Origin of the sequence: Allobranchiibius sp. GilTou73 (genome assembly GCF_021391335.1) — a bacterium.
Lineage (GTDB): Bacteria > Actinomycetota > Actinomycetes > Actinomycetales > Dermatophilaceae > Allobranchiibius > Allobranchiibius huperziae.
The window spans coordinates 598,171-616,406 of sequence record NZ_CP090051.1 but is presented as its reverse complement, the minus strand read 5'-3'; the positions used below and the strand labels follow the sequence as shown (position 1 = coordinate 616,406).

General features: G+C 70.3%; 16 protein-coding genes and 2 pseudogenes. 10 read left to right on the top strand and 8 right to left on the bottom strand.

The features are described from left to right. Window positions 1-46: 46 nt before the first annotated feature. Window positions 47-1,525, top strand: coding sequence for a UDP-N-acetylmuramoyl-L-alanyl-D-glutamate--2,6-diaminopimelate ligase (locus LVQ62_RS02950; protein WP_233764731.1), 1,479 nt, complete (start codon window positions 47-49; stop codon window positions 1,523-1,525). Window positions 1,526-1,529: 4 nt separating this feature from the next. On the opposite strand, the gene LVQ62_RS02945 is transcribed toward LVQ62_RS02950, so the two are convergent. Further along, window positions 1,530-2,273, bottom strand: a complete 744-nt coding sequence (locus LVQ62_RS02945) for a GAF and ANTAR domain-containing protein (RefSeq protein WP_233764727.1) — start codon at window positions 2,271-2,273, stop codon at window positions 1,530-1,532. Between the two features lie 143 nt (window positions 2,274-2,416). Then, on the bottom strand, window positions 2,417-3,232 hold the full coding sequence (locus tag LVQ62_RS02940) for a sigma-70 family RNA polymerase sigma factor (protein ID WP_233764726.1): 816 nt from the start codon (window positions 3,230-3,232) through the stop codon (window positions 2,417-2,419). 267 nt (window positions 3,233-3,499) lie between these two features. Between LVQ62_RS02940 and LVQ62_RS02935 the strand changes: the two genes are divergently transcribed. The 3 genes from LVQ62_RS02935 (at window position 3,500) to LVQ62_RS02925 (ending at window position 5,696) form a co-directional block, all read left to right on the top strand. Beyond that, complete coding sequence (locus LVQ62_RS02935) at window positions 3,500-4,321, top strand: glycerophosphodiester phosphodiesterase family protein (protein WP_179478190.1); 822 nt, start codon at window positions 3,500-3,502, stop codon at window positions 4,319-4,321. A gap of 81 nt (window positions 4,322-4,402) precedes the next feature. Then, a complete protein-coding gene (locus LVQ62_RS02930) occupies window positions 4,403-4,780 on the top strand; it encodes an ATP-binding protein (protein WP_233764724.1) in 378 nt (125 codons plus the stop codon). Window positions 4,781-4,823: 43 nt separating this feature from the next. Next, a complete protein-coding gene (locus LVQ62_RS02925; protein ID WP_233764713.1) occupies window positions 4,824-5,696 on the top strand; it encodes a DUF5926 family protein in 873 nt (290 codons plus the stop codon). A 50-nt stretch (window positions 5,697-5,746) separates the two neighbouring features. Here the strand turns inward: LVQ62_RS02925 and LVQ62_RS02920 are convergent, their stop codons facing one another. After that, complete coding sequence (locus LVQ62_RS02920) at window positions 5,747-6,376, bottom strand: TMEM165/GDT1 family protein (RefSeq protein ID WP_179478196.1); 630 nt, start codon at window positions 6,374-6,376, stop codon at window positions 5,747-5,749. A gap of 62 nt (window positions 6,377-6,438) precedes the next feature. Between LVQ62_RS02920 and pheA the strand changes: the two genes are divergently transcribed. Then, window positions 6,439-7,371, top strand: a complete 933-nt coding sequence (gene pheA, locus LVQ62_RS02915) for a prephenate dehydratase (RefSeq protein WP_233764707.1) — start codon at window positions 6,439-6,441, stop codon at window positions 7,369-7,371. Window positions 7,372-7,450: 79 nt separating this feature from the next. On the opposite strand, the gene LVQ62_RS02910 is transcribed toward pheA, so the two are convergent. Then, a complete protein-coding gene (locus LVQ62_RS02910) occupies window positions 7,451-9,190 on the bottom strand; it encodes an MFS transporter (protein ID WP_233764699.1) in 1,740 nt (579 codons plus the stop codon). Between the two features lie 140 nt (window positions 9,191-9,330). Here LVQ62_RS02910 and LVQ62_RS02905 point away from each other — a divergent pair, with 140 nt between their 5' ends. Further along, window positions 9,331-10,341, top strand: a complete 1,011-nt coding sequence (locus LVQ62_RS02905) for an Lrp/AsnC family transcriptional regulator (RefSeq protein ID WP_233764697.1) — start codon at window positions 9,331-9,333, stop codon at window positions 10,339-10,341. 3 nt (window positions 10,342-10,344) lie between these two features. Here LVQ62_RS02905 and LVQ62_RS02900 read toward each other — a convergent pair whose 3' ends face one another. Beyond that, window positions 10,345-11,277, bottom strand: a complete 933-nt coding sequence (locus LVQ62_RS02900) for a diacylglycerol kinase family protein (RefSeq protein ID WP_233764695.1) — start codon at window positions 11,275-11,277, stop codon at window positions 10,345-10,347. A gap of 120 nt (window positions 11,278-11,397) precedes the next feature. Here LVQ62_RS02900 and serS point away from each other — a divergent pair. The 3 genes and pseudogenes from serS to LVQ62_RS02885 all read left to right on the top strand — a co-directional run bounded on the left by serS (window position 11,398) and on the right by LVQ62_RS02885 (window position 14,180). Next, window positions 11,398-12,704, top strand: a pseudogene (gene serS, locus LVQ62_RS02895) (serine--tRNA ligase). Between the two features lie 26 nt (window positions 12,705-12,730). Then, window positions 12,731-13,363 carry a hypothetical protein gene (locus LVQ62_RS02890; protein WP_233764692.1) on the top strand — a complete coding sequence of 211 codons (633 nt, stop codon included), beginning with the start codon at window positions 12,731-12,733 and terminating at the stop codon, window positions 13,361-13,363. Window positions 13,364-13,397: 34 nt separating this feature from the next. Continuing rightward, window positions 13,398-14,180, top strand: a complete 783-nt coding sequence (locus LVQ62_RS02885) for an HAD family hydrolase (protein WP_233764690.1) — start codon at window positions 13,398-13,400, stop codon at window positions 14,178-14,180. Between the two features lie 9 nt (window positions 14,181-14,189). On the opposite strand, the pseudogene LVQ62_RS02880 reads toward LVQ62_RS02885, so the two are convergent. The 3 genes and pseudogenes from LVQ62_RS02880 to LVQ62_RS02870 form a co-directional block, all read right to left on the bottom strand. After that, window positions 14,190-14,837: pseudogene (locus tag LVQ62_RS02880) on the bottom strand (dihydrofolate reductase family protein). A gap of 114 nt (window positions 14,838-14,951) precedes the next feature. Beyond that, window positions 14,952-16,352, bottom strand: a complete 1,401-nt coding sequence (locus tag LVQ62_RS02875) for an HNH endonuclease signature motif containing protein (RefSeq protein WP_233764678.1) — start codon at window positions 16,350-16,352, stop codon at window positions 14,952-14,954. 316 nt (window positions 16,353-16,668) lie between these two features. After that, window positions 16,669-17,550, bottom strand: coding sequence for an SDR family oxidoreductase (locus LVQ62_RS02870; RefSeq protein WP_233764676.1), 882 nt, complete (start codon window positions 17,548-17,550; stop codon window positions 16,669-16,671). A gap of 86 nt (window positions 17,551-17,636) precedes the next feature. Between LVQ62_RS02870 and LVQ62_RS02865 the strand changes: the two genes are divergently transcribed. Continuing rightward, window positions 17,637-18,215 (top strand): TetR/AcrR family transcriptional regulator, encoded by a 579-nt coding sequence (locus LVQ62_RS02865; protein WP_233764667.1) that lies wholly within the window; start codon window positions 17,637-17,639, stop codon window positions 18,213-18,215. Window positions 18,216-18,236: the final 21 nt, after the last annotated feature.

The following is an 18,236-nucleotide window of genomic DNA, read 5'->3' as shown; positions in this document are numbered from 1 at the left end:
AGACAACGGAATCCTCCAGTCCCCGACGGCTTGTTACAGTCCACCGGTGAGCCTGGACAGCACCGAGATATCGCACCTTCTCGCGACGGCGGTGCCGCAGCTGACGGGCCCGGTGCAGGCGGTCACCAACGACTCGCGAGCGGTCGCCACCGGTACCGCGTACGTCGCGATCAAGGGCTTCACCAGCGACGGCGCCGACTACGCGCAGCAAGCCGTGGGCGCCGGTGCCGTGCTCGTGGTCGCCGAGCACGACATCCCGGGAGTCCCCACCGCGGTGGTACCGGACGCGCGGATCGCGCTCGCGGCCCTCGCCACCGAGCTGGCCGGCCACCCCTCGCGCGACCTCACCGTCTACGGCATCACGGGCACGAACGGCAAGACCACCACCTCCTACGTGCTGCACTCGATCCTGACCGCGGCGTACGGCGAGCGGGCCACCGGGCTGCTGACCACCGCCGAGATCGTCGTCGGCACCCATCGGGAGGCGGCGGTGCGCACCACGGGGGAGGCGCCCGTCGTCCAGGGCAACCTGGCGCGGATGCGCGACAGCGGCGTGACCCACGTCGTCCTCGAGACCAGCTCGCACGGCATCCACCTGCATCGGGTCGACGGGACCCGTTACGCCGCAGCGCTCTTCACCAACCTCACTCGCGACCACCTCGACCTGCACGGCGACATGGAGTCGTACTACCGGGTCAAACGCACCCTCTTCGAGTGGACCTCGGGGCCCAAGCTCGCCAACGGTGACGACGAATACGGGGCGCGGTTGGCCCGGGACATCCCCGGCACGCTGCTCTTCGGCACCTCGGTGCGGGCGGACTACCGGATCGAGGACCAGCGCGTCGACGGTCTGCACACCGTCTTCCGGCTGGGCCGGCCCGGCGGCGCACACCTCACGCTCACCACGCCGCTGCTCGGCGACTACAACGTCCACAACGTCGCCGGCGCCGCCGCCATCGCGCTCGAGACGGGGATGGACGACAGCACGCTCGTCCGTGCGATCCGCGAGATGAAGCAGGTTCCGGGCCGATTCGAGCGGATACCGGCTGCAGTCGACCTGGGCTTCGAGGTCATCGTCGACTACGCGCACACCGACGTCGGTCTGCGTGAGGTGCTGCAGGTGGCACGGGGCGTCGCGGACGCCGCGGGCGGCCGGCTGATCTGCGTCTACGGCGCGGCGGGCGACCGCGACAAGGCGAAGCGGCCGTTGATGGGCGAGGTGGCCTCCCAGCTCGCCGACGTCGGCATCGTCACGACCGACGACGCGTACACCGAGTCACCCGCTCAGATCGCGCAGCAGGTCCTCGACGGTGCGGACGCAGCTCGTACGACGGTCGAGCTGGACCGGCGTACGGCGATCGACGCGGCGCTTCGCCTGGCCCGACCGGGGGACGTGGTCGTCGTGGCGGGCAAGGGGCATGAGCGGGTGCAGCACCTGCCGACCGGTGACGTCGACTTCCACGACGCGACCGTGGTGCGCGAGCTGCTCGTGCCGATCGCGCAGGAATCCGCGCACCTCACCTGAGGCGTCACACCGGGTCGGGCTGCGCGTCCTCGCGGGTGATGGATCGGTCAGCCCCGGACGGCAGGACCCTGGTGCTCACCAGCTCGCGCGCCACGTCGAGCAGCTTGCGGTTGGAGCGCTGGGAGATCCCGCGCAGGAAGACGAAAGCCTCCTCCGGGAGCACTCCGAGTCGCTCCATCAGGATGCCCTCGGCCTGCCCGATCACCGTCCGGTTGATCATCGCCACTTCGCGGTGCTCGATCTCCTCGCTGTCGGCCATCGCCACGGCCAGGTGGGTCGCGAGCGATTCGGCCACGACCTGGTCCTCGGCGGTGAAACCGTCGACCTGTTCGGAATACAGGTTCAGCGCCCCGTAGGAGCGGTCGTGCGTGTAGAGGAGCAACGACAGCAGGGACCGCACCCCTAGCTTGTCGGCGACCTGGGGGCCCCACGCTTCCCACCGCTTGTCGTGTCGTAGGTCAGCGGTGTAGATCGTGCGGCTCTGGCGCACCGTGTCGAGGCACGGACCCTCGCCCAGCTGGTCCTGCAGGCGGTCGCCGAGCGCGACGATGTCATCGGTGGCGGGTCCGGCGATCAGCGTGCGGCCGCGCACCAGGGTGATGCCGGCGTGGTCGCAGCCCTCGAGAAGCTCCACCGCGAGGTCGACCCCGCGCTGCATGCGTTCGGCCGTCGTACGCGGGCGTTGCAGGTCGCGGGCCACCTGGTCCGCTGCTCGGTCCGTGCTGTTGTCGCGAATGCGGTCATCCATGCTGCCTCCAACCGTTTCTCGCACCCACCTCAGGTGGGACGCGCGTGTCGGCACCGGCGTGATCTCGACGGGCCTTGCGGTCCCGATCATTCCCCATGACGCGACCGCAGGTACGACCCCCCTCCAGGCGGCAGCCCCGCCCCTCAACCGGCGAGGTGCGGGATCTCGGTGTCGAGCATCGAGCGCAGCCGCTGCAGCGTCGCGGTCAGGAGCCGCGACACCTGCATCTGACTGATGCCGAGGTGGTCGCCGATCTCGCGCTGGGTGAGGTCCAATTCGAAGCGCAACCGCAGCAGTGCGCGCTCACGGGCTGGGAAGTCGCGCACGATCTCGCGGATCGCGATCGAGGACGCCAACCCGTCGGTCTCGTCCTCGGCGCCCAGGTCGAGCCGATCGGCCAGGGTCGCGTCGGGTCGATCGCGCACGGGTGCATCGAGCGATGCGGGGCGGAAGCAGCCCTCGACCGCCTGAGCGGCTCGTACCACGTCCACCGGCACTCCCATTCGCGCGGCGACGTCCACGACCCCCGGTGCGTGCATGCCCATCTGCTCCAACTCTTGGCGCGTCGTCTGGGTCTCCCGGTAGGTCTCGTGCAGGCCCCGTGGCGGGCGCACCATCCACCCGTGGTCGCGGAAGTGCCGCTTCAGCTCACCGGTGATGGTCGGGACCGCGAACGCCGAGAAGCTGCGTCCGTCGCCCGGCTCGAACCGGCGTACGGCGAGCACCAGCGCCAGAAGCGCGACCTGTTGCAGGTCCTGGGTCTCGATGCCGCGACCGGCGTACCTCCGTGCGATGCCGCAGGCGAGCGCGTAGTTGTGGTCGACCGCACGGGCTCGAAGACGGGCGGCTTCGACCTCGTCGGCGGTCTCGCGGGCGCGTTCGAGCAGGGCCCTGGTCCGGCTCTCACGGTCATCGGGCGGATCGGCGTGGGTGGCGGCATTGACAGCGGAATCGTTCACGCGACACTTTCGGCAGCACAACGGAAAGGGAAGCGCCAACCACACTGTTTGAGCCGGCTCTCTTCGGAGCAAAGCACATACCCCCACCCTGGACAAGTTCCAGAACACGGACATCTCGATTCTCGATGTATGTCTCTGCGCGAATCAGGCTCGTTGGCAAGGGAACTCGGCGGACCAACAAGAACGGGCCCGTCGGGAGAAGCGCCGCGAACTTGGCGAGTCCGCTGTGCACGACGGGTCGTACTGAGGCACGATGGTGGGGTGCGAATGCCGGCGCAGACCCTGCGCGGTGGCCCTCCGGTGGTCATCGCGCACCGTGGCTCAAGCCGTATCGAACCCGAGCACACGCTCGGCGCCTACAAGCGCGCGATACGCGATGGCGCGGACGGGGTGGAGTGCGACGTACGTCTGACCGCAGACCGTCACCTGGTGTGCGTGCACGACCGCCGCGTCGACCGCACCTCGGACGGCGCGGGCGTGGTGTCAGCCCTCGAACTGGCCGCGCTCGAAGGCCTGGACTGGGGCAGTTGGAAGGCCTCTCACCTGGACGAGGACGAGATGCCGTTGCGGCACAAGGCGCAGATCCTGACCCTGCGCCAGTTGATCCGCACGGTCCAGCGCGCCGAGCGGCAGTTGGACCTGGTCATCGAGACCAAGCACCCCACGCGCTACTCCGGAGACGTCGAGCGCGCGCTGGTGGCGCTGCTCGCGGAGTTCGAGTTGCTGCGCCCCGGACGGATCAACGTGCGGTTGATGTCGTTCTCCAGCATGGCGGTTCAGCGGATGGCGCGCCTTGCACCGCACCTGGAGCGGGTGCAGTTGACCGAGCTTCCGACGGCGCTGCGTTTCATGGACGCACTGCCGCCGAACGTGCACATGGTCGGCACCCGGATCGCCGTCGTACGCCGCATCCCCGCCTTCGTGAAGCGCCAGCACAACTACGGCCACCAGGTGCACGTGTGGACGGTCGACGAGCTCGAGGACGTGCACCTGTGTCTGGAGCTCGGGGTGGATGCGATCATCACCAACCGACCTGCCATGGTGCGGGAGGCCGTTGACGCGGCGTGGTCCACTGGTGTCCTGCAATGAGACCATCGACCGCGATGTGGTCCGGGGACGGGAGGGGACACCGGTGAGCGATGAGCACTGGGTGCAGACCCTCCGGCTTCCGTGGACCATCGACTCTGTGCCCGCGGCGCCACGGCACTCGTCGAGAGTCTGGGCAGTGGCGGGCTACCCGAGGAGCTGGTCGGTGAGGCCGAGACGGTCGCCTCCGAGCTCGTCACCAACGCGATCCTGCATGGGAAACCGTTGTACGACAACACCGTCCGGTTGCACTGGCGCGTGCGCGGGGATCGGGTGGAGATCGAGGTCACCGACGGTGGCGGCGTGACCGCTCCAGCCGCGCGCCGGCCCTCCGTCTGGGCGCAGGGCGGACGCGGGCTGCGCATCGTCCGCTCAGTGGCTCACGAATGGGGCGTCAACGAGGAGGACGACCGGGTGACGGTCTGGGCCGCTCTCGGCGGCCCCTCGCGCCGCCGGGTCTGACCGGCCCGACAGACGAGCGCACCGGCTCGTTACAGTCCCGGCCATGGGTAAAGCCTCCCGCCGCAAGGGCGAGCGCACACGTCAGCCGATCGATCCGACGCAGCAGTCACCGGCGTACGTCCGTCGTCCCTACGAAGGGCTCCCGGGGGAGGCCGGCTGGGTCGCGATGCGCGAGATCGTGCCGGCCGCGACCGCCTCGGTGACGTTCACGCTCGACGGGGCGCCCCGGGAGGCGACGGTCGCCTCGGTGCTCCCACTGGCCTGGCCCGGGCTGCACCGCGCCGACGGCACCCTCTTCGTCGCGCTCCAGACCGGCGGTGCGTCCAGCGACCCGAGCCGTGACGTCGCGCAGACCCTGCTCGCCACCGCCGCGCTCGAGCCGGGCGAGCCGCTCACGGCCGCACCGCGTACGACGGCCGGCGGTCCGCGTCTGCAGGACCTGCTCACCACCACCGACTTCGACGTGCAGCTGCACGACGGGTTCGACTTCTGGGTGGAGGGCCAGGAGCTCGACGCGGAGGGGGCGGCGTCCCTGCAGCGGGCGAACGAGGCGATCACTCCGACGGTCGCGCTGTCGTCGGCCGAGCACGCGTACTGGTGCCGCATCGGCGCCCGCACCTATGTGCGCTGGGTGCTCCCGCACGACGAGGACAAGGCGACCGACGCGCTGGCGAGACTGCACGCGGCCGGTGCCAGCAGCCTGGACGAGGGACGGCTGCTCGGTGCGTTCCGTGCCCATGGCCTGCTCGTGCCGGTCTGGGAAGTGGACGCCGACGCCGAGCCCGCGTCGTTCGACGACGCGTTCGGCGCCCTGGCCGCGCGCTTCGACGACGCGGTGGGCATCGACACCCCGCTGACCGTCGAGGAGCGGCGCGCCCGGTCGGGCATCTCGAGTCGGCAGATCACCCTGCGCTGATCGCTCCGTTCGGCGGCCTGGCTGTCGCCGCAGGGACCGGGCGCACCCGGTCAGATGGGGAGCCAGCCGGGCAGCGATACGCCGGCCAGGTCGAGCACCAGCGTCAGCGCGAAGATCAGGCACACGATCCCGCCCAGGCGTCGGATGAGGACCAGCGAGACGCGTTGCAGCAGCGCGCGACCCAGCACGGCAGCGAGTCCCGAAACCACGGCGAGCGCGAGGAACGCGCCGATCCCGACGCTCAGCGGGTAGCCGCGGCGGGCCGCGAAGCCCGCCGTGGCCAGCTGCGACAGGTCGCCCCACTCGGCGAGGAAGAGGATCAGGAAGCTGGCGCTGATGGCCCGGAAGCCAATGGCGTCCGCGCGGGCCTTCTCGGAGAACTCCGCCTCGGTCTCGGCCTCCTCCGACGCGGCCTTGGCGGCACCGGCGAGCAGCACGATGCCTGCGACGAGGAAGAGCAGCGCCACCGCGACGTGGACCGGTGTCTTCGGCAGCCGGCCGATGAGCCCGCCGAAGGCGACGGCGATGACGGTCTGAATGAGGAAGGCCGCACACACCCCGATCCACACCTGCAGCGGGCGGTAGCGGGTGGCGAGGACGAGGGTCGCGATGAAGGTCTTGTCGGGCAGTTCGACGAGGAAGATCGTGACGAAGACCGTGAGCAGCAAGGCGATATCCATGGCGGCGGCAACGCTAACGCGGACTACCCTGCGCACGTGATTCGCAACGAACGGCGAGACCTGTGACGCGCTACGGATTCCTCGGCCCGGTGGGCACGTTCACCCAGGCCGCCCTCGCCGGGTGGCCGGCGGCGGAGGGCCGGGAGCAGACGGCCTTCTCCTCCGTCGACAAGGCGCTCGCGGCGCTGCGAGAGGGGGAGATCGACGCGGCGATGGTGCCGATCGAGAACTCCGTGGAGGGCGGGGTGTCCGCCACACTCGACGCCCTGCACACCGGCGATCCCCTCACGGTCGTCGGTGAGGTGCTGGTGCCGATCACCTTCGTGCTCGCCGTACGCCCGGGCACGACGCGTGACGACGTACGCGCCGTCGGCACCCACCCGCACGGCTGGGCCCAGGTGCGCGGCTGGATGGGCTCGGAACTGCCGGACGCCGTCTACGTGCCGACGCTGTCGACGGCCGCGGCAGCCGCCGACCTCGCAGCGGGACTGGTCGACAGCTATCAGGCCGCGGTGTGCGCGCCGGTCGCCGCGCAGGGCACGGGACTGCAGGTGCTGGCGAGCGACATCGAGGACCGCACGGGGGCCGTCACCCGGTTCGTGCTCGCCGCGCGACCGGGCGAGCTGCCCGAGCCCACGGGAGCGGACAAGACGACCGTCGTGGTCTACCAGTACGACGACCACGCCGGCGGTCTGTTGGAGTTGCTGGAGCAGTTCGCGGCCAGGGGCATCAACATCTCGCGCCTGGAGTCACGTCCGACCGGGGACGTGATGGGCCGCTACTGCTTCTCGATCGACTTCGAGGGGCACGTGCGCGACGCCCGGGTCGGCGAGGCGCTGACCGGGCTGCGCCGGGTGGCCGCCGATGTCCGCTTCCTCGGCTCCTATCCGCGCGCCGACGGCCAGCAGGCCAGTATCCAGCTCACCGCCACCGACGACGCCTTCGCAGACGCCGACCGCTGGCTGGCAAACCTGCGCGGCGAGCGCGCACACTGACGCAGTAAGGGCCGAGGGACGCAGGTAGGCCTGCGTCCCTCGGCCCTATCTGTGACACCGTCGAGTGACGGTGCCGGACTCAGGCGGCCTCGGCCGCCTGCTCGCCCTCGCCGGGCGTGTGGAAGTCCTTCGTGCGGATCAGGAGGAACGACGCCACCGCCGCCACCAGTGTCATGATCCCGGCGATCAGCAGGATGCGGTCCAGCGCCGTGGTGAACCCCGCGGCGGCCAGGTGCTGCGCGATCGGCACCTGCGCCTTCGGCAGCTTCGCCAGCGCGGCCGACACCTGACCGGACTGCACGGCGGACGCGAGTGACCCGCTGCGCCCCGCCAGTGGACCGCCCGCGGCAGCGGCGCGGATCGCGTCGTCGAGCCGGGAGGCGAAGAGGGTGCCGAGCAGGGCGATACCGGTGGCGATGCCGACCTGACGGAAGGTGCTGTTGATGCCCGACGCCATCCCCGCGAGGCGGGGCGGGACCACACCGACGGCGGTCGAGGCGAGCGGCGGGTTGACCATGCCGATGCCGATCCCCGCGACGATCATGCCCGGGATGAGGTGGGTCCACTCACTCGAGGCGTCGATGCCGCGCATGAGCAGGAGCCCGATCCCGATGAGCGCGAGGCCCGGTCCGATGAGGAACCGGACCGGCAGGTGCGAGCTCACGCGTCCGGAGACGGTGGCTACCACGAGGATCGCGCCGGACAGCACCAGCAGCCGCAGGCCGGTGCCCAGGGCGCTGAAGCGCAGCACGTCCTGCAGGTAGAGCGTGAGGTAGAGCAGCATCGAGAAGATGCCCGCGCTGATCCCGAACGCCGCGATCGCACCACCGGAGAAGGTGGGCAGTCGGAAGAGGCTCAGATCGAGCATCGGCTTGCTGGAACGCAGTTCGAGCACCACGAACAGCGCCATCAGGACGACCGCGGCGGCGAAGCAGCCCACCACGACACTGTCGGTGAAGCTGGTGCGGCCGGACTCGATGAGCGCGTAGACCAACGAGCTCAGCGACGCGGTGAAGAGCACGAACCCGATCCAGTCCGGACGCTTCGCCTTCGGGTTGCGCGACTCGGCCACCCGCCAGATCGTGATGGCCAGGGCCGCCGCGCCGACCGGGATGTTGACGAAGAAGATCCAACGCCACGACAGGCTGGAGACGAGCAGTCCGCCGAAGACCGGACCGATGGCCACGGCGACGCCGGTGATGGCGCCCCAGATGCCGAACGCCGTGCCGCGGTCCTTGCCGTGGAACGCACTCGCGAGCAGCGCGAGGGAGACGGTGAACATCACGGCACCGCCGACGCCCTGCAGGCCCCGGCTCAACTGCAGCATCAGGGTGCTCTGGGAGGCCCCGCACAGTGCGGACGCCGCAGTGAAGAGGATCAGGCCGACGATGTAGAGCCGGCGGCGGCCGAAGATGTCGGCCAGGGAGCCCGCGGTGAGCAGCAGCGAGGCGAGCGTGAGCGCGTACGCGTCGATGACCCACTGCAGATCGGAGAAGCTGGAGCCCAGGGAGGACTGGATGTCCGGCAGCGCCACGTTGACGATGGTCACGTCGAGCAACAGCATGAACGTGCCGAAGCACACGGCGGCCAGTGTCCACCACTTGCCGTTCCCGGGAGCGGTGGTCTCCGCGTGCCGAGCTTCGTCGGGCGCTGAGGGAGAGTTGTCGGAGTCGGTGGAGTGGGCCAGGTGGGCCGGGTGTCCCTTCACCGGCCCTGCATCGGTCGCTGTGGCGTCCGCGGTGTCCGTGGCGTCGCTGGCGGCCAGATGCGCGGGGTGGTAGGCGCCGGGCGGCGCGGCGTCGGCACGTGGTGTGCTCATGAGGTGCTCCTAGGTCGGCTGACGGTGCCGACGCGTGCGCTGGGTGCGGTACATCGGCTTGGTATCGATCATCCGCCCGACCGGTGACAGGCCCACGCTCACGAGGGAGGACTGTGAGGATTTCTGCTACACAAGATCGTGTGAGCGTGGAATCTGCCACTTTGGACGTCCTGGACAGGGCACTCGTTCGATGCCTTCAGCTGGCGCCGCGCGCAGCGTTCAGCCTGTATGCCGCCGTGCTGGGCACCTCCGAGCAGACGGTCGCGCGCCGCTATCGACGCCTGCGCGGCGAAGGGGTCGTGCGCGTGACCGCGGTGCTGAGCACGGAGGCGCTGGGACAGAGCAACTGGGTCGTGCGCATCCAGTGCAAGCCGAGCGGGACGGCCGTGCTGGCCCAGGCGCTCGCGAAACGCGCCGATGTGGGCTGGGTGTCGATCAGCGGGGGAGCCGCCGAAGTGGTCTGCGTCGTACGTTCGCGCACCGCCCAGGCGCGGGAGGATCTCCTGCTGGAGCGCCTGGCCCAGACGGCGCCCGTGCTCGGGGTGACCGCTGCCATGACGTTGCACCCGTACCTCGCCGGTCGCGCCGACGACTGGGCGGGGCTGGAACACGAGCTGACGCCGGACCAGGAACGCCGGCTGCGCGCGTCCGTCGGTGACGAGCAGACCGCCGTACCGGCCGCGGTCACCCAGCTCGACCCGGGCGATCAGGCGATCCTGGACCGGTTGGTGATCGACGGCCGGTCGACGTACGCCCAGCTCGCGGCGGCCGCCGGCATGACGGAGGGGCGGGCGGCGCGTCGGCTGCATGTCCTGCTCGACCGCGGACTGGCGCACCTGGACGTCGACATCTCCGCCGAGGCCTTCGGGTGGGAGGTGTCGGCGCAGCTGTGGATGACGGCGGCGCCGGCGGACCTGGAGGCGTGCGGGCAGGCGTTGGCCCGCATCCCCGGCGTCACCTTCGCGGCCGCGATCACCGGCCCGCACAATCTGATGGCCGCGGTGGTGTGCCGTGATCACGAGGATCTCTACCGGCTCGTGACGCAACAGGTCGGGGCCGTGCCCGGCATCGCCACGTTGGAGGTCTCGCCCCGGATGCGGACGGTCAAGCAGGCCGGCGCGCTCGTCGAGCGCAGCCGGCTCGCGAACTGAGGTCTAGCCCCTGCGGGTCCGGGGGACCCGGACCGTCGCCGCCAGGGGATCGACGGTGACGCGGACGGCGTACGCGCGTTGCAGCACGTCGCCGTCGACCTCGACCATGGCCGGTTCGGCGCACCGGACCTCGATGCTGGACGAACGCAGCCGGCCGATCGTGCGGGTCTCGCGGCTGGAGCCCACCGCCACCTGGCCGATGAGCGGAAGCCAGCCCCGCAGGCCGGAGGGTCGCAGCACCGCGGTGTCGAGGATGCCGTCGTCGATGACCGCATCGGGCATCAGGCGCATGCCGCCGGTCAGCAACCCGCAGTTGCCGATGAGCACACTCGACACGCGCTCCGGCGGGCCTGCCCCGTCACCGTCGAGCGCGATGGTGGCCTGCATGCGGTCGTGCGCGATGTAGCGGATCCCCGCCGCGGGGTAGGCCAACCAGCCGACCCGGTCCTTCAGGGTGTCGTCGGCGGCGGCGAGGATCTCGGCGTCGAGGCCGATCCCGGTCATCACCAGCCCGACCTCGGGCTCGGTCCAGACCCCGTCGCCATCGACGTCCAACTGCACCATCGACAGATCGATCCTGCGGTCCCGCCCCGACAGCGCGACCCGCAGCCCGTCGGCGAACCGGTGGTGCGGGAGCTTGAGGTTGCGGGCGAGCAGGTTGCCGGTGCCCGCGGCGAGGATCCCGAGCGGCATCCCGGAGTCGGCCAGGCCCTGAGCCACACACCGCTGGGTGCCGTCTCCGCCGAGCGCGCACACCAGGTCCACGCCCTTGGCCAGCGCTTCGCGCGCCTGGCCGGCGCCGGGGTCCTCGACCGTGGTCTCGAGCCAGAGGGGCTCGGCCCAGCCGTAGTCGTGGAAGATGTGCTCGAGCAGCACCTTCAGCTGGTCCAACCGCCGGAACTTGCTGGGGTTGACGACGACCGCGCCTTGTCGCACGTGTCAGCCTCTTCCATCGTCTCGGTAGTTGAGGGAAACCTACCCGAGCGTCGGTCCGACCGGGTCGGCCGGACGAAACGGGTTGGGAGCGCGGATCGGTACGCCAGTAGCCTGACCCGCGTGATCGACATCAAACTGCTGCGGGACGACCCCGACCTGGTGCGCGCGAGCCAACGCGCTCGGGGCGACGACGAAGGACTGGTCGACGAGGTGCTGGGCGCCGACGAGCGTCGGCGGTCGACTCTGCAGCAGTTCGAGGCGGCCCGCGCCGAGCAGAAGAGCGTGAGCAAGGACGTCGGCAAGGCGATGGGCGCGCTCGGCGCCGCCCGCAAGCAGGGCGGCGACACCGCCGAGCTGGAGGCCGCCGCCAACCAGGCGCGCGAGCGTGCAGGGGCACTCAGCGAGCGGGTCAAGGCGCTCGAGGCCGCGGCGGGCGAGGCGGGCTCGGCGTACGAGCAGGGGTTGCGCAAGATCGGCAACGTCATCATCGACGGCGTGCCGGCCGGTGGCGAGGACAACTTCACCGTCCGCGAGGTCGACGGCGACCCCACGACGTTCGACTTCGAGCCGCTGGACCACCTGGAGCTCGGCGAGCGCCTCGGCGCCATCGACATGGAACGCGGCGCCAAGGTCGGCGGGTCGCGCTTCTACTTCCTCACCGGGGTGGGCGCTCAGCTCGAGCTGGCGCTGCTCAACATGGGGATCGCGCAGGCGGTGCACCACGGGTTCACCCCGATGATCACCCCCACCCTGGTCAAGGCCGACGTGATGCAGGGCGCGGGCTTCCTCGATGCGCACGCCGACGAGGTCTACCGCCTGGAGGCCGACGACCTCTACCTGACCGGCACCTCGGAGGTCGCGCTCGCCGGCTATCACGCGGGGGAGATCCTCGACCTGTCCGACGGCCCCAAGCGGTACGCCGGGTGGTCGGCCTGTTACCGGCGCGAGGCCGGGTCATACGGCAAGGACACCCGGGGCATCGTGCGGGTGCACCAGTTCCACAAGGTGGAGATGTTCTCCTACTGCGCGCCGCAGGACGCGGAGCAGGAGCACGAGCGACTGCTGATGTGGGAGCGGGACATGCTCGCCAAGATCGAGGTGCCCTACCGGATCATCGACACCGCGGCCGGCGACCTCGGCAACCCCGCCGCGCGCAAGTTCGACTGCGAGGCGTGGGTGCCGACCCAGAGCGCTACCGCGAGCTGACCTCGACCTCGAACTGCACGACGTACCAGGCGCGCCGGCTGAACACCCGCTACCGCACGCCGGAGGGCCGCACCGAGACGGTCGCCACGCTCAACGGCACGCTGGCCACGACCCGCTGGCTGGTCGCGATCCTGGAGAACCATCAGCAGGCCGACGGTTCCGTCGTGGTGCCGCACGCCCTGCAGCCCTTCCTCGGGCTCGAGGTGCTGCGGCCGGTCTGACAGGCGTGCTCGTTACCCTCGTTCGCGTGAAGGACGAGGGCAGCACGCGCAAGGACGCAGCACCGCAGGTCGATCCCGACAGCACGACGGTCGCTGCCGACGACGAGCAGGTGGCTACGGCAGGACGCAACATCGGGTCATGGCTGCTGGTGCCCGTCGCGCTCATCATGGTGCTCTTGTGTCGGGGTCAGTGGGCGGTGATCGCCTTCCATCTGAACGGCGTGTTCTCCGGCAACCTGTTCCACATCTATCTCAACGGGTTCGGTGCTCTGCGCACCGACGTCCAGGACCCCCCACCCGTTCCTGGTCACGCCTCGAGCCTCGGCGGGTGGCTGGTGTGCATCTGCGCCGCGGTGCTCCTGGTGGCCGGCGCGCTGCGCGGACTGCGCAGGTTCTCCGGTCCGGCCGGCATCACTGCGGTGGTCGCGGCGCTCGCGCAGATCGCCGTCGTCATCTACTCAGCCGTCGTCGTCAATTCCCAGTCGGGCGGCTTTTACAGCAAGCTGGCGAGCAACGCGAAGGCTTCCGGGATCACCGTGACGTTCTCGGTCGGCTGGGCACTGTGGATGGAGCTGCTGGTGGGCTTCCTGGCGCTCGCGCTCGCCGTCGGTGTGCTGGTGCGCGAACGCAACGCCGACGTGTTGCGAATCAGGTTGTGAGGAGAAGCGGTTCGCGCTCCGTAGGGTGGGCCTTATGCCGCTGCTGATCGCTCTGGACATCGACGGCACCACGGTGCACCACGACGGCTCGCTGTCGCCCGTCGTGGGCGATGCCATCGCCCGGGTGCGCGACGCCGGTCACCACGTCGTCCTGGCCACCGGGCGCTCCCTCATCGGCACGGTGCCGATCGCGAACGAGCTCGGCCTCGGCCCGGCGTACGCCGTGTGCTCCAACGGTGCGGTGACCATCACGCTCGACGGGAGCGGCGGCTACGACGTCGTCGAGGCGGTGACCTTCGACCCGGCGCGGGCCCTCGCGTCGCTGGAAGGGCAGTGGGCCGACGGGGTCGTCGCGAGCGAGCAGCTCGGCGTCGGTTATCTGGTGAGCGCGCCGTTCCCCGAGGGTGAGCTGCTCGGGGAGCAGCGGGTGGTGTCGTGGGAGGAACTGCTGCACACCCGGACGACGCGCGTGACCTTCCGCTCGCCGACCGGCACGTCGGCGGATTTTATCGCACTGGCCGACCGCCTGGGCCTGCACGGGGTCAACTACGCGATCGGCTTCACCGCGTGGCTGGACATCAACCCCGAGGGGGTCTCCAAGGCGTCGGCGCTGGAGCAGGTGCGCCGCACGCTCGGCGTCGAGCCGATGGACACCGTCGCGGTCGGAGACCACTACAACGACGTGCAGATGCTCACCTGGGCGGCGCGCGGGGTCGCGATGGGGCAGGCGCCCGACGAGGTCCGGGCCGTGGCCGACGAGGTCACCGGCACGGTCGACGACGACGGTCTGGCGACGGTGCTGCTCTCCCTGCTCTGAACACCGGCGTCAGGCCGACCTCGTGAGAGTCAGGTGCGTGACGCCGCTGGGCGTGCTGACCGTCTCGATGTCGAAGCGTTCCTCGAGCCCTTCGAGACCGTCCCACAACCGCACGCCGCGGCCCAGGACGATGGGGACCAGGGCGAGGTGCAACTCGTCGATGAGGTTGGCGGCCAGGAAGTCACGCACGGTCGAGGGCCCGCCGCCGATGCGCACGTCGAGTCCGCCGGCCGCCTCGCGCGCGACCTCGAGCGCCTCCGCCGGCGGGGCGTCCAGGAAGTGGAAGGACGTCCCGCCCTGCATCGTGAGATCCGGCCGCAGATGGTGGGTGAGCACGAAGACGGGCGTGTGGAACGGCGGGTCCTCGCCCCACCATCCCTTTCACTGCTCGTCCTGCCAGGGACCGCGTTGAGGTCCGAACTTGTTGCGGCCCATGATCTCCGCGCCGATGTCCGTCTGCCAGCGGGAGGCCATCGCCTCGTCGACGCCGCCGCTGCCGCCCTCTGCGCCCTGCATGCCGCGGAAGGTGCGGGTGCCGAGCGCCTACTGCATCAAGCGCATCGACGCATGGCCGAACGGCGTCTCCAGGGTCTGCCCCTCGCCGGTGGCGAACCCGTCGAGCGACACGGCGAAGTTGTGGACCCGGACCTTCGACATGCTGGTGCCTCCGTGGTGGTAGTCGACGCACAGACCGTAGCGGCCACGCGCCAGCCGTGACGCGCCTGCGACGTCGGTACGGGGATCGATTCGCCGACCCGTGATCCTCGCCGGTCATGCTGCGAATCTGTGTCCGGGTCGGGTGGGCATCAGGCCTGGGGTGAGGTCCCAGGTGACGCCGGTCGTGGTGACGGTGGCGGTGAGCAGGTCGCGGTGCACGATGGTGTGGTGGCGGGCGCAGAGCAGGGCCGCGTTGGTCAGGTTGGTTAGGCCGCCGGCCCACCACGGAGTGATGTGGTGGGCATCGCACCAATCCGGTGGTCGGTCGCAGCCGGGGAACGTGCAGTGCTGATCTCGATGGATGATCGCGGTTCGTAGTCCGCCGGTGAAGAGGCGTTTCGCGCGTCCGACGTCCAGGGCTTCTGACTCGCCGCCGAGGACTATGGGGATGAGGTCGGCGTCGCAGGCCATGCGCCGCAGGGTGCCAGCGTCGAGATGGTCTCCGTCGGTGGTGCGTCCGATCCCCGGCAGGTACGTCGGTCCCGATCCTGTTTCTGTCGAACCGACCTGGTCGAGCCGTCCCGCTGTGCGAAGTCCCTCGTACAACGTCGCGTAGTCCATCGTGACCAGGATCTTGGCGGTGCCGCCGAACTCCCCGACCGGCCGCGAGGTGGTGCCGTCCAGGATCCCTGCTGCGGTGTCGACCAGCCGCACGAGCGCATCGGCCCGGCGCTTGGCGGGGGTGCGGGTGTCGCGCTCGGGTGCACCGGTCTCTGCGTCCGGTGCACTGGTCTCGGCGTCCGGTGCCGCGGGTGCGGGCGCTGACAATGCTTGTAGCGCGTGTTTGACGATGGCGGCGTGCCCGGTGGACAGGTCGGCCTCAAACCGGGTCAGGCCACCATGTAGGTCGTACCAGCGCACTGATTCGCAGTCCTGTTGGACCTCTTCGTCGCACACCAGTTGTTCAGGGGCGTACTGGCCCCGGATCCGGGTGGACAGTTCCCGCAGGGCCCTTGGCCCGTACGCCGACAGTGATAGGTACCGCCCCATCAGTTCGTCCCGATCCACGCACGGCAGCTGCCGGCCGATCCGTGGCACCTCCCGCAACGCGACCGCCGCGACCGGCACGGTCGCGGACCCGGTCGCCAACGCCTTCGTCACGACGGTGTTGCGGGGATCGGCACAGTCGACACCCACCGAGCCCACGCGGCGTAGGACGCTTGGGTCTACCCCGGCCGCCTGTCGGGCCACCCACGCCGGCGCACCCGTCGCGGTCGAGTTCGCGACCGTCCCCCGGGTCAGGGCGTCCGCGGTGGCCAGCGCGGCGACGTTCTCTGCCCGGAGACCGATCCGCAGCATCGTCCCGACGACCTCTCCCAGTTCGGGCTCGCTCAGCTGGTAGAGCGCATCGGGCCAATGGTCCAAGGACGTCGCGAACTCCCGCACCAGACTCAACAACCGGGTACCAGAGCCCGGCGCAGCGGGGCTATGTGTGTCGGTCGTCGACTGCGCCATGGCCCCTCCTACGGCTGCTGATCCCTACGTCGTCCTATAACCTGTATCGTACGCGTGTTCGAACGAGGGCGCAAGGGTAAAACGAACGAATCCTGCTGCGGGTGTTGATCATTCGACCGGCAGTTATCCACATCCCCCTCCTTGGAGGTGGGGGTTTTGCGGGTTATCCGCACCCGCCGTAGGTCACCTAGTGGTGTGTCCTGCAAACAGAGATGCTTGTGCCGTTTCTCTCGGGTACGGTCGCGCCCCGCAACGTCCCGGTTCAGCGACAGCTGGACCTGTCGGTAACCGCGGTCGACCTCTCGGCAGATCGAGGTCAGGGGCGGATGTTCCGCAGATCGTCGAGCAGACTGGGGTGGGTCGGACGCCACCCGAGGGCGTCCCGGGTGTGCGCGCTGGACGCCGGCTGGTCCATCGCGAAGATCACGCCGAACGGGCCGAAGGAGTCCTCCGGCACCGACTCGACGGGCAGGTCGAGTTGCCGACCGATGACCGTCGCGATCTCTCGCACCGCGTCGCCCTCGTCGGCCACGGCGTGCCAGGCCGTGCCGGGCTCTGCCGACTCCAGGGCGAGCCGGAAGAGTGCCGCCGCATCGAGCGCGTGCACGGCCGGCCACCGCTGGGTGCCGTCGCCGGGGTAGCCGGACACGCCGTTACGGCGCGCGGTGTCGGTCAGCAGTCCGGCGAACCCGCCCTTGCCCTCGTTGTGGACCGTGCGCGGCATCCGGACGGCCGTGCTCCTCACGCCCTGCGAGGCCAACGCCAGCAATGCGTTGACCGAACGGCCCCGACCGCCCACCGGGCCGTCGGTCGGTAGCGGGTCGGCCTCGGTCGACATACGGCCCGGGATCCAGGGAGTGCCCGAGACCGCGACGATCGGGCGGTCGCTCCCGATGAGTTCCTCGCCCAGCGCCGTCAGGGCCGCGCTCTCCTCGGCGACGCCGGCGGCGAGCGCCTCGGGCGTGCCGTAGTCGCGCCCGAACGCCAGGCTGATGACCCCGTCGGATCGCGCGGCACCGGCCCGCAGGATGTCGAGGTCCGCCAGGGTGCCGCGCAGCACCTCAGCGCCCGCGGTTTCCAGAGCCCGTGCCGACTCCTCCGAACGGGCCAGTGCAAGGACGGTGTGGTTGTGACCGAGCAACTCGGCGACGACGGGCGAACCGATGGTGCCGGTGCCTCCGGTGACGAATACCTGCATTGTGTGCTCCTGGGGAGTGAAGGGACTGTTGTCCCATCACGCTACACCGATGATGAGACCGATGTCCCATCACCTAGGATGTGGCGATGGCTCGATGGCAACCCGGCGCGACCCAGCGGCTGGTCGTCGCGGCGGTCGATCTGTTCACCGAGCAGGGCTACGACGCCACGACCGTCTCGCAGATCGCTGAACGGGCCGGAGTCACCAAGAGCACCTTCTTCCGGCACTTCTCCGACAAACGGGAGCTGCTGGTCGCCGGCCAGGAGACCCTGAGCCGACTGCTCGCCGACGGGATCGCCGAAGCGCCGTCGAGCGCGACCCCGCTGGAGGCCGTCGCGGCCGGACTGCGGCGCGCGTCGGGCGCGATGGGTCCCACGAACCGCGAGATCGGCCCGCGCATCAGGGCGGCGGTGGCGGCCAGCACGGAACTCCAGGAACGCGACGCCCTCAAGAGCGTCGGTCTCGCAGCGGCGATGACGGAGGCCCTCGCCGCGCGAGGCGTCCCGGACCCGACGGCCCACCTCGCCGCGGAGCTGGGAGTCCTGGCCTTCAAGCGCGGCTTCGCCGCGTGGTCCGAAGGCAATCCCTCGGACGGTGAAGGGCTCGCCGATCACGCGGTGGCCGCCTTGGACGACCTGCGAGCGGCGACCTCCTCGTTGGGATGAGTGCTCACCCATCGAGCCGAG